The sequence below is a fragment of the Lysinibacillus sp. NPDC093190 genome (genome assembly GCF_050280425.1).
In the GTDB taxonomy this organism is placed as follows: Bacteria; Bacillota; Bacilli; order Bacillales_A; family Planococcaceae; genus Lysinibacillus.
The window spans coordinates 65,149-90,704 of record NZ_JBNNVG010000001.1 but is presented as its reverse complement, the minus strand read 5'-3'; the positions used below and the strand labels follow the sequence as shown (position 1 = coordinate 90,704).

At 37.4% G+C, this 25,556-nt stretch carries 24 protein-coding genes; 7 read left to right on the top strand and 17 right to left on the bottom strand.

The features are described from left to right. Positions 1-105 precede the first annotated feature (105 nt). The gene (locus tag ACQKOF_RS00455) at positions 106-1,005 is read left to right on the top strand and encodes a hypothetical protein (RefSeq protein WP_387079799.1); all 900 of its coding nucleotides are present in this window, start codon (positions 106-108) and stop codon (positions 1,003-1,005) included. A gap of 357 nt (positions 1,006-1,362) precedes the next feature. Here the strand turns inward: ACQKOF_RS00455 and coaD are convergent, their stop codons facing one another. The 3 genes from coaD to ACQKOF_RS00440 all read right to left on the bottom strand — a co-directional run bounded on the left by coaD (position 1,363) and on the right by ACQKOF_RS00440 (position 4,089). Beyond that, positions 1,363-1,854 (bottom strand): pantetheine-phosphate adenylyltransferase, encoded by a 492-nt coding sequence (gene coaD / locus ACQKOF_RS00450; protein WP_427552613.1) that lies wholly within the window; start codon positions 1,852-1,854, stop codon positions 1,363-1,365. Positions 1,855-1,921: 67 nt separating this feature from the next. Further along, positions 1,922-2,482: a 16S rRNA (guanine(966)-N(2))-methyltransferase RsmD gene (gene rsmD / locus ACQKOF_RS00445; protein WP_427552610.1), complete on the bottom strand. Its 561-nt coding sequence runs from the start codon at positions 2,480-2,482 to the stop codon at positions 1,922-1,924. A gap of 173 nt (positions 2,483-2,655) precedes the next feature. Beyond that, positions 2,656-4,089 carry an RNA polymerase II gene (locus ACQKOF_RS00440; protein ID WP_427552607.1) on the bottom strand — a complete coding sequence of 478 codons (1,434 nt, stop codon included), beginning with the start codon at positions 4,087-4,089 and terminating at the stop codon, positions 2,656-2,658. Between the two features lie 56 nt (positions 4,090-4,145). Here ACQKOF_RS00440 and ACQKOF_RS00435 point away from each other — a divergent pair, with 56 nt between their 5' ends. Beyond that, a complete protein-coding gene (locus tag ACQKOF_RS00435) occupies positions 4,146-4,535 on the top strand; it encodes a DUF7147 family protein (RefSeq protein WP_427552604.1) in 390 nt (129 codons plus the stop codon). Positions 4,536-4,537: 2 nt separating this feature from the next. On the opposite strand, the gene ACQKOF_RS00430 is transcribed toward ACQKOF_RS00435, so the two are convergent. After that, positions 4,538-4,810, bottom strand: a complete 273-nt coding sequence (locus ACQKOF_RS00430) for a YlbG family protein (RefSeq protein WP_370045562.1) — start codon at positions 4,808-4,810, stop codon at positions 4,538-4,540. Positions 4,811-5,062: 252 nt separating this feature from the next. Here ACQKOF_RS00430 and ACQKOF_RS00425 point away from each other — a divergent pair, with 252 nt between their 5' ends. Beyond that, entirely contained in the window at positions 5,063-5,962 is a 900-nt protein-coding gene (locus tag ACQKOF_RS00425) for a glycerophosphodiester phosphodiesterase (RefSeq protein WP_427552601.1), read from the top strand. Positions 5,963-6,061: 99 nt separating this feature from the next. Here the strand turns inward: ACQKOF_RS00425 and ACQKOF_RS00420 are convergent, their stop codons facing one another. The 3 genes from ACQKOF_RS00420 to ACQKOF_RS00410 all read right to left on the bottom strand — a co-directional run bounded on the left by ACQKOF_RS00420 (position 6,062) and on the right by ACQKOF_RS00410 (position 8,091). Further along, a complete protein-coding gene (locus tag ACQKOF_RS00420) occupies positions 6,062-6,235 on the bottom strand; it encodes a DinB family protein (protein ID WP_427552598.1) in 174 nt (57 codons plus the stop codon). Between the two features lie 186 nt (positions 6,236-6,421). Then, on the bottom strand, positions 6,422-7,474 hold the full coding sequence (locus ACQKOF_RS00415; RefSeq protein ID WP_427552595.1) for a tartrate dehydrogenase: 1,053 nt from the start codon (positions 7,472-7,474) through the stop codon (positions 6,422-6,424). A 170-nt stretch (positions 7,475-7,644) separates the two neighbouring features. Further along, the gene (locus ACQKOF_RS00410) at positions 7,645-8,091 is read right to left on the bottom strand and encodes a YlbF family regulator (protein ID WP_427552593.1); all 447 of its coding nucleotides are present in this window, start codon (positions 8,089-8,091) and stop codon (positions 7,645-7,647) included. Between the two features lie 87 nt (positions 8,092-8,178). On the opposite strand from ACQKOF_RS00410, the gene ACQKOF_RS00405 reads away from it, so the two are divergent. Next, positions 8,179-8,685 (top strand): PaaI family thioesterase, encoded by a 507-nt coding sequence (locus ACQKOF_RS00405; protein ID WP_370045555.1) that lies wholly within the window; start codon positions 8,179-8,181, stop codon positions 8,683-8,685. Here ACQKOF_RS00405 and ACQKOF_RS00400 read toward each other — a convergent pair. Further along, positions 8,660-10,135 carry a UDP-N-acetylmuramoyl-L-alanyl-D-glutamate--2,6-diaminopimelate ligase gene (locus tag ACQKOF_RS00400; protein ID WP_427552590.1) on the bottom strand — a complete coding sequence of 492 codons (1,476 nt, stop codon included), beginning with the start codon at positions 10,133-10,135 and terminating at the stop codon, positions 8,660-8,662. The genes ACQKOF_RS00405 and ACQKOF_RS00400 overlap by 26 nt on opposite strands. A gap of 170 nt (positions 10,136-10,305) precedes the next feature. After that, positions 10,306-11,427: a CAP domain-containing protein gene (locus ACQKOF_RS00395; protein WP_427552587.1), complete on the bottom strand. Its 1,122-nt coding sequence runs from the start codon at positions 11,425-11,427 to the stop codon at positions 10,306-10,308. Between the two features lie 147 nt (positions 11,428-11,574). Here ACQKOF_RS00395 and ACQKOF_RS00390 point away from each other — a divergent pair, with 147 nt between their 5' ends. Continuing rightward, complete coding sequence (locus tag ACQKOF_RS00390) at positions 11,575-11,940, top strand: YugN family protein (protein ID WP_370045550.1); 366 nt, start codon at positions 11,575-11,577, stop codon at positions 11,938-11,940. A gap of 204 nt (positions 11,941-12,144) precedes the next feature. Continuing rightward, positions 12,145-13,209, top strand: a complete 1,065-nt coding sequence (gene ytvI / locus ACQKOF_RS00385; protein ID WP_427552584.1) for a sporulation integral membrane protein YtvI — start codon at positions 12,145-12,147, stop codon at positions 13,207-13,209. Between the two features lie 284 nt (positions 13,210-13,493). On the opposite strand, the gene ACQKOF_RS00380 is transcribed toward ytvI, so the two are convergent. The 7 genes from ACQKOF_RS00380 to cyoE form a co-directional block, all read right to left on the bottom strand. Then, positions 13,494-13,955, bottom strand: coding sequence for a DUF420 domain-containing protein (locus tag ACQKOF_RS00380; protein ID WP_427552582.1), 462 nt, complete (start codon positions 13,953-13,955; stop codon positions 13,494-13,496). A gap of 42 nt (positions 13,956-13,997) precedes the next feature. Continuing rightward, positions 13,998-14,921 (bottom strand): cytochrome c oxidase assembly factor CtaG, encoded by a 924-nt coding sequence (gene ctaG, locus ACQKOF_RS00375; protein ID WP_427552579.1) that lies wholly within the window; start codon positions 14,919-14,921, stop codon positions 13,998-14,000. A 659-nt stretch (positions 14,922-15,580) separates the two neighbouring features. Next, a complete protein-coding gene (locus tag ACQKOF_RS00370; RefSeq protein ID WP_053594672.1) occupies positions 15,581-15,925 on the bottom strand; it encodes a cytochrome C oxidase subunit IV family protein in 345 nt (114 codons plus the stop codon). 1 nt (position 15,926) lies between these two features. Then, positions 15,927-16,553: a cytochrome c oxidase subunit 3 gene (locus ACQKOF_RS00365; RefSeq protein ID WP_427552576.1), complete on the bottom strand. Its 627-nt coding sequence runs from the start codon at positions 16,551-16,553 to the stop codon at positions 15,927-15,929. After that, positions 16,553-18,436 carry a cytochrome c oxidase subunit I gene (ctaD, locus tag ACQKOF_RS00360; RefSeq protein WP_427552573.1) on the bottom strand — a complete coding sequence of 628 codons (1,884 nt, stop codon included), beginning with the start codon at positions 18,434-18,436 and terminating at the stop codon, positions 16,553-16,555. The genes ACQKOF_RS00365 and ctaD overlap by 1 nt, the downstream gene beginning before the upstream one ends. Positions 18,437-18,477: 41 nt before the next feature. Beyond that, entirely contained in the window at positions 18,478-19,566 is a 1,089-nt protein-coding gene (gene coxB, locus ACQKOF_RS00355; RefSeq protein WP_427552571.1) for a cytochrome c oxidase subunit II, read from the bottom strand. A 99-nt stretch (positions 19,567-19,665) separates the two neighbouring features. Then, positions 19,666-20,583, bottom strand: a complete 918-nt coding sequence (gene cyoE, locus ACQKOF_RS00350; protein ID WP_100545563.1) for a heme o synthase — start codon at positions 20,581-20,583, stop codon at positions 19,666-19,668. Between the two features lie 336 nt (positions 20,584-20,919). On the opposite strand from cyoE, the gene ACQKOF_RS00345 reads away from it, so the two are divergent. Then, positions 20,920-21,843, top strand: coding sequence for a COX15/CtaA family protein (locus ACQKOF_RS00345; RefSeq protein ID WP_427552566.1), 924 nt, complete (start codon positions 20,920-20,922; stop codon positions 21,841-21,843). Positions 21,844-22,121: 278 nt separating this feature from the next. On the opposite strand, the gene pyc is transcribed toward ACQKOF_RS00345, so the two are convergent. Next, entirely contained in the window at positions 22,122-25,556 is a 3,435-nt protein-coding gene (gene pyc / locus ACQKOF_RS00340) for a pyruvate carboxylase (RefSeq protein WP_427552563.1), read from the bottom strand.

Sequence of the window (25,556 nt, the reverse complement as noted above, 5' to 3'; positions counted from 1 at the left end):
CTAGGACGCTCACAAAACCATACGTTCATGTTTTTGCCTTTTTTACATATATTGATTTTAGCATTTGCCTATGTGAATGACAAAAAGTTGAAACGAGATGATAACATGTATGCGATAATTCAAATAGCGATTTGCATAGTTCTTATTCTATTACTCTTGTTATTCCCACAAACTGCTCATAACGGTACTGATTTAGGTTTAAATCTTTTTATGGAGGCCCTTTTCCCGTACTTATTACCTTACCTTATTTTAACGCAATGGCTTCTCCGTTTAACGGCTCCTATGCGAACGAAAACAAAAAGAGCTTCTTTATACGTACAAGCCTACATTATTAGCGCACTCGGGGGATATCCATCTGGAGCAACAACCATTGTTTATTTAAAAAACAGTGGGCAACTACATCCTAAAGAAGCAAATTTTTTATTAGCCGTATGTCACGCACCAAGTCCTCTTTTCGTGCTAGGCTTTGTAAGCCTTGATTTATTACACAGTAATACGTTCGGATGGATGTTTTTATGTTTACTACATAGTTTTAATATTTGTTGTTTAATAACTGGTTACTTCTTATTTCGTAAAACGGATCCTCCTAGCATCTCCATCCACAATACACCTTTGCATACAGCACCATTTTCTGAAAGCATTAAAGAAACAGCACCGACAATACTATTAGTTGGAACTACAATAATTTTTTTCACTACCATCCAAACGATTGTCCAGCAAGGCTTAGATTCACTGCTACCTAAACTTCCCTATACAGCTGAGCTTTCCATAGCTGCAATTCTTGAAGTTACAAATGGCCTTAAAATGACTGTCTCAGCTTTTCCGAATCTTTCCTATTTACCATTACTAGTTGTAATGTTGTTAACCATGCAAAGTATAAGCATTCACTTACAAATTTTTGTTATTGCGAAATCAGCCAAACTTTCCGTTCGACCATATATAAAATTCCGCCTACTTAGCATAATCATTGTACCCACTATTTATGCTCTTTTTTTCTTAAAATAAATAATCATCTACCTCCTCATCTTTAGAGTAAAGATGAGGTGATGCTTTTTTAGATTGGAGTAAAGACTGGACTTAAGAGCAAGCACAACAGAGGAATTCAATCATTTTTCTACTATACTAAATTTTATGAATTGTAACAGTAAATAACAGTATGACAATTCCTAAATCCATCTTTTTATCAAAGAAAGAGGCTGGGACATAACTAAATGGTTCCTTCGAAAAGTCGAATAATTTCTAAATTAACAAAACACGATAAATAGAAAAACCGAGCTATTCCGAAACACTTCATAAGCGTTTCATTGAATAGTTCGGTATTTTTGTTGGCTGAAACACTTTTGTCCCAGCCTCTTTTTTGGTTTATTTATTAAAACCATACTTTTCTTTCAAAGCTTCTACAACACAAGCTGGAACAAGCTCGCTGACATCACTACCGTATTTCGCAACCTCTTTGACAATGCTTGAGCTTAAGAATGAATATTGATTTTTTGTCATGATGAAAAACGTTTCAATGGTTTCATCAAGAAAACGGTTCATCGAAGTAATTTGCATTTCGTATTCAAAATCCGAAACAGCACGTAAACCACGGACAATCGCTTTTGCTTTTTTTTCCTTAGCATAGTCTATTAATAGCCCAGACGAACTTTCAATACGTACATTAGGCAATGTTTTAGTAACTTCAGCCATTAAAGCCATGCGCTCTTCTACTGAAAATAATGGGTGCTTGGATGAATTATTTAAAACAGCAACATAAACTGTGTCAAATACATCTGCCGCCCGTTTAATAATATCTAAGTGACCAAATGTCACCGGATCAAAACTTCCAGGAACTACAGCAATCTTCTCTGACAACTTATTCTCCCTCTTCCTCTGTGCAACGATCAATTTCGCCTTGGCGTAATTGTAGCTGTCGCTTCGTTTACACTCCGCTTTCGCACAAATAAACTGAAATAATCGTTCCACCATATGTTTCTTGTCTTTTTAATACAAAGTCCCCAAATCTTTGTGGTAATTCTACTTCTTTTGCATGCTCACATAAAATAACGCCATCATGTTGAATTTTATCATTGTCGACAAGAATCTGCACTAAGTCATAATATTCTTTGTGATGGTATGGTGGATCTAAAAATACTAATTTAAACGTTATATCACGTTTTAATAACGCTTTCACAGCACGTTTCGCATCTATACGAAATAGCTCAGAACAATCCTCATAACGACATTTTTTTATGTTTTCCTGTAGCACTTGGAACGCCTTTGCATCCTTTTCGATAAAAATAGCGTGCTCAGCCCCTCTACTTAAAGATTCGATACCTAAGCCACCGCTCCCTGCAAATAAATCGAGCGCTATACCGCTTTCAAAAAATGGACCAATAATATTAAATATGGATTCCTTTACTTTATCAGTTGTTGGTCTCGTTATATTCCCTGCAATCACCTTTAATGGCATCCCTTTCCGTTCTCCTGCTACAACTCTCATAGGCAAATCACCGTACTTTCTTATTCCATATATCAATTTCGCCTTGGCGTAATTGTTGTTGCTGTCGCACAGATAAAACATTGTTGCTGTCGCTTCACTCTCGCTACAAAAAACATGCTAAATGAAAATAAAAGCATTTTTGCAGCGAAAGACGAACCTTCGCTGCAAAAAAATTATTTTTGTTCTTGTTCTTGAGTTAACATCTTGATATTAATACGACCATCACTTTTTTGTAATTCTACTAAAAATAATCGTTGTAGCCAAGCTTCTTCAACATAATAATTATTGGCAATTTTAATAATCGGTTCTGAAATAGTAGAATATCTACGTTGATTAAATACATAAAATCCTGGTTCTTTCGGGAATCGGAAAGTACGATTATCACCATTGATATAATATCCATTTTCACCTTCACCAGCAGTATAGCCTAGATAAGGCAACAATGTATCAGCAGTGTATAATACTTGTCCTTCATAAAGAAGTACATGAACATCTTCTCTTAAAACGTCATTAACGTAAACACTTCGATCATCCTCAAATAATAGTGGATATGTGCCATTTTCTTGAGCCGCATTCAACTTAAAATAAGATGTTTTAGCATCTAACACTCCAGATAAAAGATCGTCCATTGATGCAGGGGAAATCGTCTCTTCCCCAAGTTTATTCAAAGTTTCTAGCCATGCTGACTCTTGATTAGCTGTCATATATTCTTTTAACGTCTTCACGATTTTTTTTGCTTTATCTGAACCAATCGTATCCTTCACTAAATAGGATGCCACAACTTCCGACAACCATGTTGGTGAATCTTCAAACTTATATTGGGACTTTATTTGTGATAGTATAACTTCTTGTTCAATAGCTTGTTCAGTTAGCTCTGGCAAAAATAAAAGTCGATCATCATGTTCTTTCACGGGATTCTTTTCTTGAATAATAGCAATGTGTTGATCATTCAAAAACTTTAAATTTTCCAATGATTTCAAGAAATCCTTCGAAATAGCTCCCGGGGCATAAATAGATAACACAGGGGTTTGCTCTTGTACTTTTAAATTACCCGTTTGCCAATAAATATCACGAACTGTACCATATCCACTAAACATTGTATAGTTAACAAGTGATAGTTTTTGCTGACCTACTAAAGGCAAGCCCGTTATCCACTGACCAACAACTTTACTATCAGTTGAAATATGTACAACGGAATAAGATGCTTCACCATTCGTTAATGTGGCGAAAACATTTTGGATGAGCATTTTATCTTTTAAGCCACCCTCAATTGGAATTATGTATGAAACAGATTGTGATTTAGTCTCTCCTTTTTTAAAATGTGAGACTTCTTTTGATAAGCGATCACAGCTTTTTTCGTTATCAATAAAGCAACTTGGATTTACCGCATTTTCTGGCCACTTTATCTTCACTTTTTGGTTGGGTAAATTTTTAAAATGTTGACGAATATCCAAGCTATTTTCTCGATAGACAATTTCTATCTCTTGAGAATAATGGAATTCACCATCGCCTGTTTCTAAGTCAGAAGAATAAGCATGGTACTGGAAAAATATCGTTCCGGTAATGATTAGTGCTAGAATAGAAAAAAAACTCATTGTAAATTTCATGTGCTTGACCTCCCGCAGCATGATACTATGTGTATTGGAAAGGATGTGCAATTATTATGCCACAACAATTTATAGAATTAGGTGAGGGCTATGGTGATGTTTATGAGCTACTTGAAATAGTGAGAACCAATCAAGATCGCTTCCACCAAGCCTTTATACTAACATCCACTAAAGAAGAAAAAAAGGTTGCCTCTTTAGCAGTCGCTTTAAAACCAGTCGGTGAAAGTAAATTCATGCCGATTTATATTTGTCGAGAAGGCATCCCTTATAATGAAGAGCAGCCTTCACAGCGACAAAAAATATTTGAAGAAAGTATTAAACGACTAGATAGAAAAGCGGTTGTTGTAGAAATAAAGCACTCTTCTATATTTTCGGAAGCAAAACTATTTTATCAATACTTAATTGGAATAATGAGACTTCATCACTACATTCCAGCATTAACATAATATTATAGACCTACTTTATAGTCATATTCTTTCGCTTTATCTGGTTTAGCATTTTCAAACTCTGTTTTAACAAATGGACGATAAGACTTTACAACGTCTTTCACGAATGGAAGGCGTTGAAGTTTTGTTGTCATTGATTCAATTTCCTCTCGCTCGCAATAAAGCAATACATATTTTTGCCTCCGAGAAATATAAAGAACATGACCATATTTTCGAAGAGACTTCGCATGTTTTAATTGATGGACGTAAACGATTAGTCCTTGTCGTTCGTTCATATAGTATTCCCCTCATTTCTTACATAAAAGAATACCATAGACCGGAAAATGATAGCAACAGAGTTTAGCTGACAGAACGCTCAATTTTCCGTTATAATGGAAAAGCATACAACGTTGACTAAGAGTTTTACATTCACTTATGCAAGTTATAGAGTACTAGTTAAAGTTAGAACTTTTTGTTTGCTCGCTGAAATTTAAAAAGTGAAATTGCTGGTACTATTTATATTAATTTAATTGTTAAGGAGGACGAATATGGGTAAGAAAACAAAGATTGCGCTTGCAATCGCAGCGGCAAGTGCAGCTGCTTGGGCAGGTAGTAAAGCTATTTCCAAACCTCAACAACGAGAAGGTAAACAGGCATTACAATTTGATCACCCAATTATTCTCGCACATCGTGGCGGTGCTCATTTAGCACCTGAGCATACAATGCCTGCTTTTGAAAAAGCCGCACAGTTAGGTGTTGACGGTTTTGAAATAGATATTCGCTTAACCAAAGATGAGGAAATTATCGTTTTCCATGATGATACTGTTGATCGTACGACAGATGGCTATGGACTTGTTGCAGATATGACTTTAGCAGAAATAAATGCATTAAACCACGGTTATCAATTTGAAGATTTGGATGGGGAATTTCCTTATCGAGATGAAAAAATAGATGTTGTAACATTACGTGAACTATTAGGAACTTACCCAAACATGTTGGTAAATATTGATATTAAAGATGCACCAGATACGTATGAAGGAAGTTTAATGCCTTCTAAACTATGGCGTTTAATTGAAGAGCTTGGTGCTGAGAATCGAGTAGTTGTCACAAGCTTTCATGGTGAACAGATAGATCGTTTTAATTTATATGCGCAAAATCAAGTAGCACTCGGTGCAGGTGAATCAGATGTTCGTAAAGCATTCGCTTCTTTCTCGAGCCAGTTCGGACATTTATATCATCCAAAGGTCGATGTATTCCAAATACCGCCTAAATCAGGAGTCATTACATTAGAATCTCCGAAGTTTATCCAGTTTTTAAACAATTTAAACATCCCTGTTCATTATTGGACTATCAATGACGTAACAACAATGAATAAATTAATTCACAACGGCGCAAAAGGTATTATTACAGATCGACCTGATATCGCTGTAGAATTACTACAAAAATAAGAACATAGGAATGGAGCCTTCTCTCCATTTTATAATGGTTAACACATTGATTGGTGAGGGCTTCTTCTAACAGCCCTTACTTTTTATTAATTTCTCTACCTATATAATTAGCAGGTACCGGGATAAATCTAATTCTCTTGCCCACACAGTTAGCTGCCCAATATGATGAATTTCATGTGCAATAACATGGTGTAAAATTTCATTTTTTGTATAAGTATTTGTATCCCAAGAGACCTTTACAATCGCATCGCTAAAACTCTCGTAATACTTCAAAAATTCAATAATTTCTCCTCGTAATTCAATTGAGAGATTTTTTACCCTTCGTCTCTTACTTGCCAGTTATACTCAAAAAAATTTGATCATGTGGCCTTCACCTCTTCATTTTTTCAGCAGATTTTATTCTAGTAAATACCAATAAACAGTAGGGCTGAAGAAAACCCCGCTGTTTAAGATGTCACTTTATTGTAAATGACGTAATACCGCATCTGTTACATCGCGTAATGTCGCTTTTCCTCCCAAATCACCTGTTTTAATACCTTCTGCTAATGTTGCTTCCATCGCATTTAGCACTTTTGTACCAAGCTCATGATAGCCTAAATAATCAAGCATCATTTTACCTGTCCAAATTTGTCCAAACGGATTTGCTATCCCTTGTCCTGCAATGTCAGGGGCAGAGCCATGGACTGGTTCAAACATGGATGGATATTGTCGCTCTATATTTAAATTTGCAGCTGGAGCAATTCCGATACTTCCCATAATTGCACCACCTAAGTCGGTTAAAATATCCCCAAATAAATTTGATGCAACAATTACATCAAAGTTTTCTGGTTTCATCACTAAAAAGGCAGCTAACGCATCAATATGATTAGATACTTGTCCTATGTTCTCGTAATCTCTACCTACTTTTGAAAATACTTCATCCCAAAAAGGCATACTGTATGTAATTCCATTAGATTTTGTGGCACTTGTAACATGCTGGCGTCGAGTTTTCGCCATTTCAAATGCATATCGCATTGCACGCTCTGTTCCCTTCCTTGTAAAAATAGCATTTTGGATAGCAACCTCATCCTGTCCACTATGTATTCTGCCACCACTCTCAGCATACTCTCCCTCTGAGTTTTCACGTACAACAACAAAATCAAAGCCATTTGGGTTACGTAAAGGGGAAGGCAAACCTTGAAGTAGCTTTGCTGGGCGCACATTAATAGATTGCTTCATCTCGCGGCGGATTTTAATAAGTAACCCCCATAATGAAATGTGATCTGGTACTAAATCCGGCATGCCTACAGCACCTAAAAAGATTTGATCGTAACCTTTTAAAATTTCAATACCATTATCAGGCATCATTTTACCTGTCTCTAAATAATAATCACAGCCCCATGGGAATGTTGTCCATTCAAATTGAAAGCTGCCATCTAATTGAGCGGCTTTATTCAGCACTTCTATCGCCGCTGGTACAACCTCTTTACCAATCCCATCTCCTGGTATAACGGCAATTCGATAAGTCTTCATCTGTTAATCCTCCTTTAATTTATATATCGCCTATTCAATTACTATACAATTTTTCCACAATAATTACATCCTGATGTTTATGGCTGTCGTTACAACATAGCATAGTAATAAAAAAGACTGTATAGAAACTCAACCGAGTTTGCATACAGTCTAAAAAAGTATTACCTTGTTTATGCAGAGCAAGAGCAAGAACCGCCTGAGCCACATCCTCCACCACATGAAGAACCTGCTGCAAAGAACGGATTACTTACAGGAACTTTTACCGCTTCTGAAACAGTTTTCCCTATAAGTAAGCTTATTTGATCAAGCAAATCTTGAAAATCATTCTCAGCAATTCTCAAAGCCGAAACCTTTTCATTTAAATCGAGCGCGCGCTTTTGCTGACGAATCGATTTCATAATTGTATGATAGTCCGGATGATATTTTCCGAAACGTTGTACATCTTTATACTGCTCTTTCATGCGATTAAATGCGTAAATAGCTTCAACTATTTGGATATCACTGTACACAGCATCATACGCTTGCTGCAGCATTTTCGCAGGCTCAGAGGAAAGAATCATCTCACAAAGCGCATCGGCCTCATCCAAAATGATTGCCCAGTCAGAGGTCATCATCATTTTTAATTCCCCCAATCTCTTTCCCATCATAACAGATTTTATGGTAATTTTACATTATTGATAATTTTTAATGAAGGAGTTTTTTAATTGGTACCATCATCTAAAGGACAAATAGAACAATTACTAGCAGAGATTTTACAACATAGTACAGCTGAAGATGAGGAAGTTTTACTACATTTATTGTCTGGTCTTCGCGATAAACAGGAAGGGATTCATCGACGTTATATTAATGCTGCCTTACACATGGTTGGTAAATTTGAGACTGAAGTTAGTGAAGTTCGTATTCCCATTACACCCGTAATCCATAATACCATTAAGGTACCACACGGTGGGATTATTGCAACAATTGCAGATGCAGCAATGGGAGGACTTGCTTCGCGTTCCGTACCAGAAGGCTACAATGTTGTCACAACAAATATGAATATCTCTTATATTGCTACAACGACTAACAAGGAACTAATCGCTCGTGGACGTTTCGTACATAAAGGGCGTCAGACACTTGTGATGGAATGTGATATCGAGGATGAGACTGGACGAAAACTTGCTATTGCGACTGGTTCTTTCTTTGTCATTCAACGCCGTCCTCAGACATAAGATTTAGAAAGTAATCTCGAATACATTGTTGATCGGAAAAAGGGAATTTTTGATTTTTTATTTGTTGGGTCTGTTCATGCCCTTTTCCGGCAACAAGTACAATATCACCTTTTTCTGCCTTTGCTAATGCTTGATGAATAGCAACTTTTCGATCTAGATAGATTTCATAATATTGCTGCTCAGTAAAACCGGCTACAATACTTTCATTAATTAAAATAGGGTCTTCATCACGTGGATTATCAGTTGTTAAAAAAATGACATCCGCATACTTACTAGCGACTGCTCCCATCGCAAAACGTTTCGCCTTATCTCGATTTCCCCCACAGCTAAATACAAGATAAAGGGTTTTCGAGCGATCAAAAGTTTGCAAAACAGCCTGTAATGCCTCTGCAGTATGTGCGTAATCTACGAACACATCAATCCCAAATGGATTGTCTATTTTCTCAAGTCTTCCTTCTGGTAGCCTTAACAACCACATATGCTCTGCTATCTCTTCAATTGAGAAACCTAGACGCCATAATGTCATTAAGGCAGCTACAGCATTTTGCACATGATATTTACCGATAAAAGGGATTTCTACAATATGCTCACTCGATGATGTTTGTAAACAAAGTACCGTTTTCCCAATTGATTCACTGACAATTTGGATATGTAAATCATTATGATTATCAAAGCCAAATGAGCAGGATTTTTTCTTATCATAAATACCAACGGAACGGCAAAAATTATCATCTCCGTTTAGCACTAGCTTTTTCGATAAATCTGCCAACCTTTTTTTCGCACGCTTATATGCCTCAAGTCCTCCGTGATCTTCTAAATGATCCTCCGATAAATTTAAAAAAACGCCACAATCGATATCACAATGATCAAGTCTATGTTGCTGTAATCCCATTGATGAAGCTTCTAAAACAACATGTGTAACACCATTTCGTACACATTGCTTTAAAATCGGATGCAACTCTTTTGCCTGTAATGTAGTTAATTTCTCATACACTGTTTGTTGTTTCTGTTCATTGATGAAAAATCCTACAGTTCCAATAACTGCAACGTTTTTATGTAGCGCTCTTAGCAATTGGCTCACAAAATGACTCACTGTTGTTTTACCATTTGTACCTGTAATCGCAATGACGGTTAATGCTTCTGCAGGAAAGGCTGAAAGCTTTGCACTCGCATACGATAAAAATAGGGATGTATTCGGAACCCAAACAAAAGGAATATTTTGATCGGTAATAGGTAGTGAAATACTTTCCTCTGATACTATAGCGGCTGCACCCCGAGCTAATGCTTCTTTGACAAAACGACTTCCCGATGTTTTTTTACCCTTACGTACAATAAAAATATCCCCAGGTTTTATTGCCTGAGCATAATCCTCAACGCCTGTAATATTTGTGCGAATAGATCCTCCGGTTACGCTACATGGCCAGTCTTTTAATAGCTCAGCTAATTGCAAGCTTCATTCCCCCTTTCGGTTCTCTATCATATGACGGCGTATGTACCGGTGTGACGAAAAATGTAGGCGCTCATTGTGCTTATTTATTTGCTTATCTATTTCGCCTAAAAATAAAAAGACTGAGGATAAACTTGATTTCGCCAAGTTTATCTTCAGTCTTAAATTTCTATTTATGGTGCTGATTCATGAATATTTTCTACTGGTTCCTCAGAGTCTTTATTCTCACTATCCAGCTCCTGAGAAGAAGATTCTAAAAATATTTGCGTATAATAGTTTAAAAATACTCCAGATCCCACTGTCGTATATTTATCATTTAAAATGACTTTTCGATGCTCAGGTGAATTAAGCCAGCCATGCATTGCTTCGATCGCATCAAAATAATCAGTCGCAAGATTTTCATTCGCCTCACTATATTTGATTCCATGAGTTTCCAATCTCTTTTTAAAATCTCCATTTTTTGGTGATTCATGAGCAAGGAAATTTTGAACCTTCATATCTTCACTATGCATTTTTGCAACTTCTTCTAATGATTCATCCATATTTAATGGAGCTAAATCATGTTGAACTCTTGTTACATTTATTAAATCGTCAAGCTCTGTAGCACTCGCTTCATTAATTTCCTGCTGTAAAAAGGAAGATGGTGGTGTTGGTATAACTAACTCGCCTTGATAAGTCATTTCATAAGGTTGATGAAGAACAAGCGTTTTACTATTAGTAAAGCGTATTCCTTGTAGCTCACCCGTTTCTCTATCTATATAAAGTTGTGCATAAAGCCCATCGAATTTTACAAGCAATCGTGTCTGCATATCTTCTTCACTCATTGAGAAAACGAAAATATTTTTACCGACATTCGCAGTTACTTCATAATCAATGATTGTCATTCGGTATATATCATCGCGCTTCTGACCAACCTTAAAAGGGTAAGCATCTAAATCTTTACCTGCAATGTAAACTTGTGTCACAACATTATTTTCAACGCCTACCATGAAAAATGTAGAAGCATTTGTATTATAGATCCACCAATCATAACCAAAGGATGATGGTTCCTTTCGTACTGGTTTACCGTATTTCTCCAAAACTACCTTTGCTCCTTGACCGATTAATGTCGACATCCCGCTTTTAGGACGTGTTGTTGCCCCCATTTCAGGCTGCTTTAATTCGGTTTTGGGAATAATATTTGAATTGGCATTCGGGCCTTTTAGTGGCTCGTTTTCACGTGGTGTATTAAAAAACATAAAGCCAATCAACGCAATTGCAGCACATGCCATAAAAATGCGAAATAAAGCTTTCATACATGACTCCTTCTTATCACATTATTCTAAGTTATTATATCAATTGTAATTGGGTTGACACAATGTTGTCATTGCAACAATGTCGAATATGCTCTATTATAAAAATGAGCGTATACTTTGGTACGAGAACCTAAAGGAGGATTATAGATGTATTTTGAAAATACTAACCTTGAAAATTTAACAGCTGATCAAGAACTTATTGTAAGTGTCATGAAAAACAATGGTTTAGAATGTGATGGCGGCTGGGATTACGAGCGTATGACATTTGATAAGCGTTTCGATACTCGTGAGGGACGTTATTACCTACGTGTATTCGCATATGCAAAATCTGGTGATGTTGGTGCACACGATGCAATCCTAACATTAATGAAACCAGCACTTGGTAAGTACTACTATCCACACGGCGTTGAGTATGGTGATGATGAAGTTTTCCCAGCTCATCTTGTAAAAAAATGTGAAGAAATCTTAAAAAAGGTTAAATTAGACCTACAAGCTTTTGAAATTCATGCATAATTTTAGATAGTTATTTCACGGTGCATACATGTCGATTAAACATCGAAATCATTTTATAATTTATCAGGCAACAGCAAATTGGCAACAGTATGCAGTGCAATAGCTAAATCTGAAAAGACTGGTGGTCCAGTCTTTTTTATTTTGAGTAAAAATTTTATTTCTTCTCATACTAACTATATCTTTTACATGATGTAGGTGAGATAAATGTTACAATTTTTCAAACACCCTTTTTTTCGCCATCCGATCATCGTTATAGCTGTCGGAATCGCAATTCTCTGGTTTATATCCCTGTCATTACCAATACTGCTTGCCTACGTAACTGCATTATTATTGGAACCTGTCATCATACGAATTAGTAAACGGTTCCGAAAAAAACGCAAAATAGTCGCATCCATTTTTTTTATGTTCTTTTCAAGCATGACATTACTATTATGTATTCTCATTATATTTATAAGTTGGAAACAATTTTCAACATTTATCATTCATATTCCAGAGTACCTCAATCAGCTATCAGCACTATGGATTGAAATACAATCCAAGCTTTCCAACTATACTTATCATTTGCCCTTAGATCTTGTTATACAAATTCAACTTATGATAGCACGAGCTCTATCTTCAATCGAGAAATATGCTCTTTCTTTAACAAATATGAATGTTTGGTCATCTTCACTTACGTATATAACTTCTCGTTTGTTTGACATTTTTGTTTATTGGATTGTCTTATATATGTTTCTTTTAGAATTACCAAATATTAACCGTAAAATGTTAGCGCCTATTTCTTTTCATTATCATCAAAAAATACTATTTATTGGACAGCGCGTAAAACTTGCTTTATTTGGTTTTATGAAAGCACAATTTTTAGTTGGTATTTGCATTTTTGCTATAGCTTTTGGAACCTTTTATTTTCTTAAAACACCATTCCCACTTATTTTATCACTCTTACTAGTCATTTTAGATTTCATTCCCTTTTTAGACTCATTTATTTTGCTTCTTCCTTGGGCAATATACAAAGCCTTTACAGGTGAATATATCTATGCTGTTATGTTAGTCGTACTAACGATCTTACAATTTTTAGTTCGACGTATGATTGAGCCTAGAGTTATTGGAAATAAGGTTGGGCTCTCCTCACTAACAACTTTTATTGCAATGTTTATAGGTTTTAAAATGTTTGGATTTTTTGGTATTTTAATCGGTCCTTTACTCGTTGTTGTTATCCTTTCCCTATTTAATCAAACATCCATAAAAAATCTCCCTCCTTCTCAAAAATAAGGAGGGAGATTTTTTTTTATCAATTATGCCTTGGCATAATTGCGTCCGGAATCGGTTTGTGCTTGGGCCTGCATGTCCGCCGTTTATTGCGTGAAAGCGAAGCGACAGCAACAAGGTGTTTTGTCTGTGCGAAAGCGAAGCAACAGCAACAAGGTGTTTTGTCTGTGTGAAAGCGAAACGACAGCAGCAACACGATGTTGGTCACTCAGGCGTTTTCACAGGATGTGAAGTTCTTAGCCTGAGTTCCTCTTTTCAGCGGATGTTTGGACACCCGCTGAAAGAAGTTAAAAGCCTAGTATAGCTTTAATGACAGATGTTGTTTCACCTGGTTCAAACATTACATATAGTAACATGTATACTAAAACTCCGGTAATAGCTACGAAAAACCAAATAATACTTGTAATCGGTCCAATACGACGGTGAAGCTTAAGATTAGTCTTCAAACCAGAGATGATACTAACAATACCAAATACTGCTCCAGTTGTCGCCAGAGTAATATGGAAAATTAAGAAGAACGTATAATATGGTTTTAAATCTTCTCCGCCACCAAACGCTGTGTTACCAATAAAGACTGTACGTGAAGCGTAAATAATAAAGAAGATAAGTGCTGCAACTCCTGCTGCAAGCATTACTTTTTTATGAGCTTCTACTTTCTTTTTTATAATTAAGCCCCAACCAATAGCTACAAGTATCGCACTAATAACGATGAATGATGTACTTATAGTAGGCAAAATTTGCAATTCCATTGACAAAACCCCTTATACAAATTAAAGTTTCTATTTTTATAATTAATGTTGCTGCTGACTTTCCCATTTCTTTTGATGCTCTTTTAATGCATCAGCAGTAATTTTTTCCGGATCCTTTTGTTCTGAACGATACCATTTAATAAAGATTGATCCAAGTAATACCCCAAAAATAAGCTCTTGTAAAATCTTCATTAAAACACCGCCTAGTTGCTGATCGGCAACAGCTGACATATTTGTAAAGAGCTCTGGTCCGGAAAGAGATAAACTAGATAATGTAGAAGCTGGTACACAAAGTTCCATTGCTTTTAACCATGCCTCACCATTTGTATATGTTTCATACATAGCGTCTGATGCAAAAATAATTAACGCACAAGCAGGTGTAATTAATACCGCATTAGCAATGATATAGCCTAATTTATACAAAGGTTTCATTTGTGGACTATTAGGCATCTTTTGAATCAAAGGCCAGTACATTAAAACTGCAGAAACGAATAATACAAACGTATATGTACTATGTAAAGTTTCGTTTAATTTAATGTAGTCTAATACTGCAGGTAAGTGGTAAAAAGAAAATAAACCAATAAACACAAATACCGCAACGACAGGGATTGTAAATGTTTTAAATAAAGTTCTAACTACCGGTGCTTCAATCGCAACTTTCCATACCCACCAAGGAATCCCCTTAATTAAGAAAATCGGTACAAGTAACAATAAAATAGCCATTTGCACCATATGCATCGTAAACATAATGTGCGCCATTAAATCTATTGGAGATCCTTTAATAATATAAATCGTTACCATTGTCAGTACAAAATAAATAGCCTCTTCCTTTTTCAAAGGCTCACTTACTTTAAAATCCTTGCGCCACTTTGTTGTGACTAGAAAATAGATGACTGTTATAAAAACAAGAACCCCTATTAAGTATGGGCTCCATAAAGCTTGGAAACCAAATATACTAAGTGGCATACAAAACGCACTCCTTTAAACTTCAGTACTCCTATTATAGAACGCTTACACTTATTCTGCAATGAACGAAAGGTGAACAAATTACTATCTATCGTTTACCTTTCTTACAAGATTATTGTATCTATAGAAAAAATATTCAAAGTATAATAACCCAACATGAATTATATTATTTTTTGCTAGCTCATCATCATAACGTGGGGTTGATTTCCGTTCCGGCTGGGTGCTTTCCTGGGGGCGTACGATGAGCCGCTTCACTCGCAAAGCTCGCTCCAGGGTCTCATCTGTGACGCTAATCCCCAAGGAGTCATCCAGCCTCCACTCCAATCAACTGATTCACATAGCATGTATCCTCTGCCATGTCACTATAATTTAAGTAATAAAACTTAACTTTAGCAAAAGAGTTTGTCTGTGTGAAAGTGAGACAGGCGAGACCCTGCACAGAGCGGATGTTTTCTGTGCGAAAGCGGAGTGTTAACGAAGCCGCAGCAAAAGCGGAGGAAGCGGCTCGACGCTCGCCCACAGAAAAGCGAGTAGCCTGGACGAAAATCACTCTCACATGAATTATTTTATTTCTTACCGGCTCATTCACTATAACGTGAATAGAACCCAAAAAGAAAAGCACGTTCCTACTGAAAGTAGGGAACGTGCTTCTTTGGTGATTACCACCAAATAATTGTTAAAAAAGCTAAGAAGAAAGTAAATGCGATTAATATACCCATCCACATGAAGAAGCCAATTACACCACCGAAGTGTGTTTTTTTGTCTTCTAAGTGCATGAAAGCGTACAGTTGAAGAACAACTTGAACACCAGCAAGCAATAAAATGAGTGGTAATATTAAGTATTTAGAAAAATCAGCTGCAACTACTGCGAATGCGATAAACGTAAAGAAAATCATAATCGCAAAGTTAATTACTTGTTTACGCATATGAACGGCATTATGATGACGATCATACTCGTATTGTGCCTGAGACTTAGCAACTATAGGTGTATCGTGTGAAGACATATTATCCGATCACTCCCATCAAGTATACTACTGTAAAGATGAATACCCAAACTACGTCGATAAAGTGCCAGTATAAAGCAGCCACGAAGTATTTAGGTGCATTGTATAAGTTAAGGCCACGCTTAGCATTACGAAGCATTAACGTAGAAATCCACACAAGACCTAATGTTACGTGGAAACCATGTGTACCAACTAATGAATAAAACGCAGTTGAGAATGCAGATTGGTCAAATGTAAAACCAAGACCCACATAGTGATTGAATTCATAGATTTCAAGACCTAAGAATCCAAGACCTAAAAGTACCGTAATACCAAACCAAGTTTGCATAGCTTTAAAGTTAAAGTTACGCATATGGTAAATTGCATAAACAGACGTTAGTGAAGATGTTAATAATAACATCGTCATAGCGAAAGCTAAAGGTAATTCAAACAAATCTTGTGTTGTGAACTCCATGCCAGCAGGCCCTTTGTTCTTAAGCGCTAGGTAAGTAGCGAATAAACTTGCGAAAAGTACAACTTCACAGGCAAGGAAAATCCAGAAACCAACAACTTTATTTTTCCCTTCCATCGTAGCTTGTTCAGGATGGTCTGGCCAAGTATGAGGAGTAAATTTAGTATTGAAATCCATTATTTATTTCCTCCTTTGCCGTAAAGATGTTCTTCAATTTCAAGAATTTCTTCTTTGTGTAAGTGGAAGCCGTGATCGTCCTTAACAGAACGGAAAATCATAGCACCAAATGTAATTGCAAGACCTGCAATTAAAATATAAATTGACCACGGTTTATCTGCATCTGGATTATAAAGAGCACCGAATGCCGCGATAAACATACCGATAGAAATAACAAATGGGATAGCTGAGTTATTTGGCATATGAATATCACCGATTGGCTCAGCAAATGTCACTTCTTTATTACCTTCTTGTTTTTCAATCCACCAAGGATCTAAACCACGAACAAGTGGTGTTTGACGGAAGTTATAGAATGGGATTGGTTGTGGAATTGACCATTCTAAAGTACGTCCATCGCCCCATGGATCGCGACCTGCTGGTTTGCCTTTGATTGACATTAAGCAGTTGATTACCATTAAGATAACCCCTACACCCATCATTAATGCACCGATTGTAGAGATATAGTTGAACTGATCCCAACCTTGACCTTCCATGTAAGTGAATACGCGACGTGGCATACCCATTAAACCTAAGAAGTGTTGAACGAAGAACGTTAAATGGAATCCAATAAAGAATACCCAGAACGTAATTTTACCAAGTGTTTCGTTTAACATACGGTTGAAGAAAATTGGCCAGTAGAAGTGCGCTGAACCAAATAACGCTGTTACGATACCACCAACGATTACGTAGTGGAAGTGAGCAACGATAAAGTAAGAATCGTGTAATTGGTAGTCAAGAGGTGCAGATGCTTGCATTACCCCTGTAACACCACCCGCAACGAATGACGGGATGAAGCCAAGTGCATAAAGCATTGGTGTTGTAACTTTAATAGATCCGCCCCAAATAGTTAAGATCCAGTTAAATACTTTCATACCTGTTGGAACGGCAATTGCCATTGTTGCAACAGCAAAGATTGCGTTGGCTGTTGGCCCAAGACCAACCGTAAACATGTGGTGAGCCCAAACCATGAACCCTAAGAAACCGATTAAAATTGTTGCGAATACCATTGAAGAGTATCCAAATAATCGTTTACGAGAGAACGCTGGAATAATCTCAGAGAATAAACCAAACGCCGGTAATACTAAGATATAAACCTCTGGGTGTCCGAAGATCCAGAATAAGTGTTCCCAAATAATTGTGTTACCACCCATAGTATGGTCAAAGAAGTTACCACCGAACATGCGGTCAAATAACATCATTAATAAACCAATTGTTAATGGAGGGAATGCGAATAAAATTAATGCACTTGAAACAAGTGCAGTCCAAGTGAATAATGGCATACGCATGAATGTCATACCTGGAGCACGCATTGTAATAATCGTAACGATAAAGTTAAGACCTGATATTAATGTACCTGCCCCTGATATTTGTAAACCGAGAACATAGAAGTCAATACCATGTCCAGGAGAATATAAAGATAATGATGCATAAGATGTCCAGCCCGCATCAGGAGCGCCACCCATAAAGAATGACAGGTGAAGGAATAATGCACCTAGGAAGAATAACCAAAACCCTAAAGAGTTAAGAAACGGGAATGCTACGTCGCGCGCACCAATTTGTAATGGTACAAGCATGTTCATAAATGCGAATAGTAATGGAGTCGCAGCTAGGAATAACATTGTCGTTCCGTGCATTGTTAATAATTCATTGAAAAAACCAGCTGAGATGAAATCGTTATTTGGTTTCATTAATTGAATACGCATTAATAACGCTTCAAAACCAGCGATAGCGAAGAACAATGTACCGGCTAATAAATACATTACTGCTAACTTTTTATGGTCAACAGTTGTAATGTAGTCCCAGACAGTTGCTCCAAAGCCCTTTTTCTGTGTGTATGAGCTCACAACTTTTACCTCCCTCAAAGTTTGTTACATAAAACTTAAAATTATTTCTCAACAGATAAGCCCATGATATACGTTGCTAGAGCTTGAATTTCTTCGTCAGTTAAGTCGCCATAAATTGGCGCAGTACCATCTGCATTCATCATTAAGTTACCTGGTTTGAATTGCCCAGGATCCTTAATCCAAGCTTTTAAGTTTTCTTCATTATGTTCTAAGAAACCAGCAACACGGTTACGGTCACCAAATGCAGTTAAGTTAGGACCTTGTGAACCTGAACCGCTTGTACCAGATACAGCATGACAACCCATACAGCTCTTAGCAAATGTTGCTTCCCCAAGATCAGCTGAAGTTTTGTCTGGCATTTTTCCATCTGTTGCTTTCATTGAAGCTACCCATGCATCGAATGCATCTGGGCTTAATGCTTTAACTTTGAAGTCCATTAGAGCATGTGAAGGACCACATAACTCAGCACATTTACCATAGAATACGCCGTCTTTAAGGTCTTTTGATTCTTTATCGAATTCTAGATAGAACTTGTTTAAGTTATCTACGTTCGTATCCATTTTACCGCCTATAGCAGGAATCCAGAATGAGTGCTTAACATCGGCAGCTTTTAAGTTAAAGTAAACTTTTTGACCTGTTGGTACAACTAATTCTTGTGCAGTTACAATACCTTGGTTAGGGTATTCAAACTCCCACCAATATAATTTAGCAGTTACATTTACTGTAAGTGCTGTTTTGTCACCGTTTTCATCTACTTCGTCCATTGCAGCAACATCTGCAAATTTGTAAGTAGCCGTAACAACTGGTACAGCTAAGATTAATAATAAAATAATTGGAATAACTGTCCAAATTATTTCAAGAGTGTGACTTCCTTCTACTTGCTTAGGAATAACATTTTCGCCAACTTTTGAACGGCGGAATTTTAAGAATGCAAGTAAATAGATAACGGATACTACTACTACAACTAACGTCATAATCCCAGTAGCTAGCATTAATAGATTGAATTGTTCTTTACCTACTTGACCAGATGGTTTCAGTGCAGAAATATAATCTTCACCACAACCAGAAAGGAAAACCATCATCACTGCTAGTAGTGAAAAAAGACTCCATTTTTTAAGCCCTTTCATCATGCTTAATTAAACCCCTCTTTCTTTGTTGTATTTTCATGTGTACCTAGGAAATAAGTTCTGTCTATATGAATTCTTTAGGAAAAGAAAGAATTCCTAAATTTAGCTAAACAACGCAAAAATTATGATGGATACAAATAGTATGGTCATATGATTCAACGAATAGATAAACATTTTATTTGCCCATTTCATATCATCTTTTGTAGTAAAGCCTTTAAAAGCTAGAATCAACCAGCCCAAGTTCAATGCAGTGGCAAGAATTAAGAAGCCTACTCCAAGCTCTGGTAAAAGGAATGGTAATGGTAATAATAAAAGAATCCAGAATAACATCGAGTACTTTGTACGTTTAAATCCTTTTACTACAGGTAGCATTGGTATATTAGCTGCACGATATTCCTCAGTACGTTTCATAGCAAGTGCATAAAAATGCGGTGGTTGCCATGCAAACATGATAAGGAATAAGGCAAGTGCTCCAGGACCTAATGCAGGTTCAACAGCTGCAAACCCAATAACTGGTGGAATCGCCCCTGAAATACTTCCTACAACCGTGTTACTAACATGCTTCCTCTTTGACCACATTGAGTACAGAACGACATAAGCAAATATTCCTACTAGTCCCCACATGCCGGCCGCAAACGATGCCGCAAATAACAAAATTTCACCTACAATTAAAAATGAGAGGGCAATAGTCAATACAAAATTCGGCTTAAATCTACCCGTTACTGTCGGTCTACCCTTCGTTCTTTTCATGATTGGATCAATATCCTGATCAATAAAGTTATTCATTGCGCCTGAGCCACCTATAATTAATGCCGCACCCAGCATGGTGAACAATATGACATCGAGCTCTTGCAAGAAGTGTCTACTAGTAAATTGAAATGCCAGCCACATCCCTGTAAACGTTGTGACAAGATTCGAGTTAACTATGCCAATTTTTATTAGTGCTAAGAAATCTTTTACAACAGATGTTGATGCTGGTCCACTATTTCTAGTAGCCGTCAGTGCACGACCGTTTGACATGATACCTCTCCTTTCATTTTTGTAAGCATATTCCGCTACCAATTACTATAGCGAAATTTGCGATTGATTTCTAGACATTAAGTGAAATTTAGATGAAGTTGTAAAAATTAACTTTGTCTAGAAAAATAATTAAAAACAACATATCTATAGTAAAACATTTTCTAAAATGAATTGTGAAGGTTAGAGTACGAAATTATGAACAATTTGTGAAATGGAATCGACATCTAATACTCCCTACTCTTTACAAGTTGTTTTTTACCTGTATTTTCGATATCATCTAGTAGCAGAAACATTACTTTCATGTAATGTTCATAGATAAAGTAGGTGACTCATTTTATGCAACACAACAGGTATATGAAATGGTTTGCTGTTGCCGCTACAGTTGGAATGCTCCTTGTTTTACTAGGTGGAGCACTTGTTACCAAAACAGATAGTGGCTTAGGCTGTGGTCGAAACTGGCCAGATTGCAATGGTTCTCTTATTCCAAAAGAAATTACACCAGCAGTCTTAATTGAATTTTCACATCGTCTTGTAACTGGGGTCGTATCTCTTTCAATTCTTGCGTTAACAGTTTGGACATGGCGTAAACTCGGTCATATTCGTGAAGTAAAATTATTAGGTTTCTTAGCGATTTTTTTCTTAATCGCACAAGCTCTTATTGGAGCAGCTCAAGTGTTGTGGGGACAAGGTGATTTCATACTAGCACTCCACTTTGGGATTTCTCTTATTTCCTTTGCTGCTGTTCTCCTTCTTTCTATGATTGTATTTGAAGTCGATCGGAAATTTGATGCTGACAACGTTTTTATTGGAAAAAAATTACGTTGGCATACGATTGCTGTCACAATTTATTCTTATTTAGTCGTTTATACAGGGGCGCTTGTTCGCCATACAGACTCTAGCTTAATATGTCCTGACTGGCCATTTTGCTATAACGATACACCATTCGCAGCTTTTAATAATATGTATGAATGGGTGCAAATGGGACATCGCCTAGCTGTTCTTATCTTTTTCATTTGGATTGCATACATAACTTGGCACGCTGTAAAAGAATATAAACATCAACGTGTTATTTACTATGGCTGGATTATTGCCTTTACAATAGTAATTTTCCAAGTGATTGCTGGTATGCTAGTAGTCCTAACTAAATTGAATTTAACAGTCGCATTACTTCATTCATTATTTATTTCAATTCTATTTGGTCTACTTTGCTATATGGTAATGCTAGTTGCACGTAGCAATTATAATGAAAAAAACAAATAATAGTAGAAAAAGATTCGCCATATTTTTGGATGGCGAATCTTTTTATTTCCAAACGCTTCTGCCTCAATAAAATGTAAAATAATTTGCAAGTTTATTATTGAAAAATAGTAAATTGATAGGCACATCATCAAAAGTTGGGAATGGCATTTGTTAAAACGTATGTCATGTGAATCAGCCGGAACGGAAATTAACCCTACATTATAGTGAAGAGCTATAACAAAATAAAAAAGGTTATTAGTATGCTATAAAAGCCATCTAATAACCTTCTTTTTTATCGATTATTCAATTTCAATTAACAAATCACCTGTTGAAATGGCGTCACCCGCACTAGCGTGTACTTCTTTCACGATACCGTCTTTCGGCGCTTGAACAGTCGTCTCCATTTTCATCGCTTCGGTAATTAATAAGTGATCACCCCGTTTTACAGGGCTTCCTTTCGATACGACTACCTTTAAGACCGTACCTGGCATCGTTGCTCCTATTTGATTTGGATTGCTTGGATCTGCTTTTAATGCCAGGCTGCCATCTACTTCGACAGTCATATCTTGAATGACTAGTTCACGGGATTGACCGTTTAGCTCAAAGTAAATAACACGTGTACCATCATGCTGCGATTCACCAATGGAAACAAGTTTAATAATCAGTGTTTTTCCTTTTTCGATCTCGACTTCGATTTCTTCGCCTATTTTTAATCCGTAAAGGAATGTTGGCGTATCTAATACCGAAATATTACCGAAGGAGTTCACTGTTTTTGCATACTCTTCAAACACTTTCGGATACAAAGCAAACGCTAGCACATCCTGTTTCGTAACGGCACGATTTAATTTTTCCTCTAGTACCGCCTCTAATTGCTCAAAATTCACAGGCTCTAGTAGCTCGCCAGGACGTACCGTAATTGCTTCACGATCCTTTAACACTACCTTTTGAAGTGCCTCTGGGAAGCCACCATGTGGTTGTCCTAAATAGCCCTGGAAGAACTCAATCACAGAATCTGGGAAGTCGATAGTTTGCCCTCTTGTCAGTACAGAGCTTTCATCTAAATCGTTTTGTACCATAAATAACGCCATATCACCGACTACTTTCGAAGATGGTGTTACTTTGACAATATCGCCAAATAGAAGGTTTACGCGGGAATACATGTGCTTCACTTCTTCCCATCTGTCCCCAAGACCCACTGCTTTGGCTTGCTGCTGCAAGTTACTATATTGGCCACCTGGCATCTCGTGGACATAAATTTCAGAATGTGGGCTGATCATGCCGCTTTCAAAATCCTTATAATACTTACGTACATCTTCCCAGTAGTACGATAACTTTTCAAGCGCATCAATATCGGCACGAACCTCACGCTTACTGCCCTTCATTGCATAGTACAGGGAGTTTGCACTTGGCTGTGACGTTAAGCCTGCCATCGAACCGAGCGCCGTATCAATGATATCCACTCCTGCCTCGATCGCCTTGGCATATAAATAAATACCATTGCCACTTGTATCATGCGTATGCAGATGGATCGGCAGACTTGTCGTCTCTTTTAATTCGGAAATTAAACGATACGCTGCTTCTGGCTTCAATAATCCAGCCATATCTTTTATCGCTAAAATATGGGCACCTGCTGCCTCTAGCTCCTTCGCCATTTCCTTATAGTATTGAACTGAATATTTTGCTCTTGTTTCATCAAAAATATCTCCTGTGTAACAGATCGCAGCTTCAGCAATTTTACCAGATTGACGTGCAGCATCTATGGCTACTTCCATTCCTTTAATCCAATTCAAGCTATCAAAAATGCGGAAAACATCAATGCCTGATGCCGCTGATTCAGCGATAAACTCTCGAATTAAATTGTCTGGGTAGTTTGTGTACCCAACTGCATTTGCACCACGCAATAACATTTGGAATAGCACATTCGGTACTTGTTCACGCAGTTTGGCAAGGCGCTCCCATGGGTCTTCTTTTAAGAAACGATACGCCACATCAAACGTCGCGCCTCCCCACATTTCGAGTGAGAAGAAATCATGCATCATGCGCGCTGTTGCGTCTGCAATTCCGAACATATCCTGTGAACGTACACGTGTCGCAAGAAGGGATTGGTGTGCATCTCGGAAAGTTGTATCCGTTAATAGCACATCCTCTTGCTCTTGAATCCATTTCACAAGCCCGTCTGCTCCTCGGGCATCTAAAATTTGCTTTGTCCCTGCTGGAGGAATGATTAATTTATCGACTTTTGGGATGCTCGGCTGTACAAAAATTGGTTTCGCCTTCTGCTCTACTCCTGGGAAGCCATTTAGCGTCACATTGCCAATATAACTTAAAAGCTTTGTCCCACGGTCCTTGCGCTCAGGAAAAATAAATAGTTCAGGTGTTGTATCGATAAAGCTTGTATCAAATGCACCCGTTAAAAATTTCTCGTGTGTTACGACATTATTTAAGAATGGAATATTCGTTTTCACGCCACGAATACGGAACTCTTTTAAATTTCGATCCATTTTTGCTGCGGCTTCTTTAAACGTCATTCCTGTTGTTGAAATTTTCACTAGTAATGAATCATAGTACGGTGTTACTACTGCCCCTTGGAAGCCATTACCGGCATCTAAACGAACGCCAAAGCCTCCGCTTGAACGGTACACCATAAGTTTCCCTGTATCTGGCATAAAGTCATTCGCTGGGTCTTCCGTTGTGACACGTGCTTGAATCGCATAGCCGATCATTGGAATATCCGCCTGTTGTGGAATGTGTATTTCCTCACTGTGAAGACCGTAGCCTGCTGCCACTTTAATTTGGGCGTGCACAATGTCAACACCCGTAATCATTTCAGTAATCGTATGCTCTACTTGAATACGAGGGTTGACCTCGATGAAATAAAAATCATCGCCAGCAACTAAAAATTCTACTGTCCCTGCATTTATGTATGAGACATTTTTCATTAATTGAACCGCAGCATCGCAAATTCGGTTTCTTAAATCTTCCGAAATTGAGTTAGATGGTGCGATTTCAACAACCTTTTGATGACGACGTTGAATCGAGCAATCACGTTCATATAGATGAATGATATTACCCTGTTGATCGCCAATAATTTGGACTTCAATATGCTTCGGCTTAATAATAGCCTTTTCTACATACACCTCATCAGAGCCAAATGCTGCCTTCGCCTCTGATTTAGCACGTTCATAGGAGGAAGCTAGCTCCTCTTCTGTATGAACAAGGCGCATTCCACGACCACCGCCGCCAAGCGCTGCCTTAATCATAATTGGATAGTCATGTGAGCTAGCAAAAGCCTCTACCTCTGTTAAATCAGCTACTGGACCATCTGTACCAGGAATAACAGGAATACCTGCAGCAATTGCTTGTTCACGCGCCTTCACCTTGTCTCCAAACATATCTAAATGCTGGGAAGTCGGCCCAATGAAGACAATCCCCTCTTCTTCACAACGACGTGCAAATTCTACGTTTTCCGATAAAAAACCATAACCCGGATGAATCGCATCAACATTAGCATCTTTAGCAATCGTAATAATGCCCTCAATATCTAAATAAGCATCAATTGGTTTCTTGCCAGCTCCCACTAAATAGGCCTCATCTGCTTTAAAGCGATGGAATGCCCCACTGTCCTCCCGCGAATAAATGGCTACAGTTTGGATATTCAACTCCGTACATGCACGGAAAATACGAATTGCAATTTCTCCTCGATTGGCTACAAGAATTTTTTTGATTGATTCCAT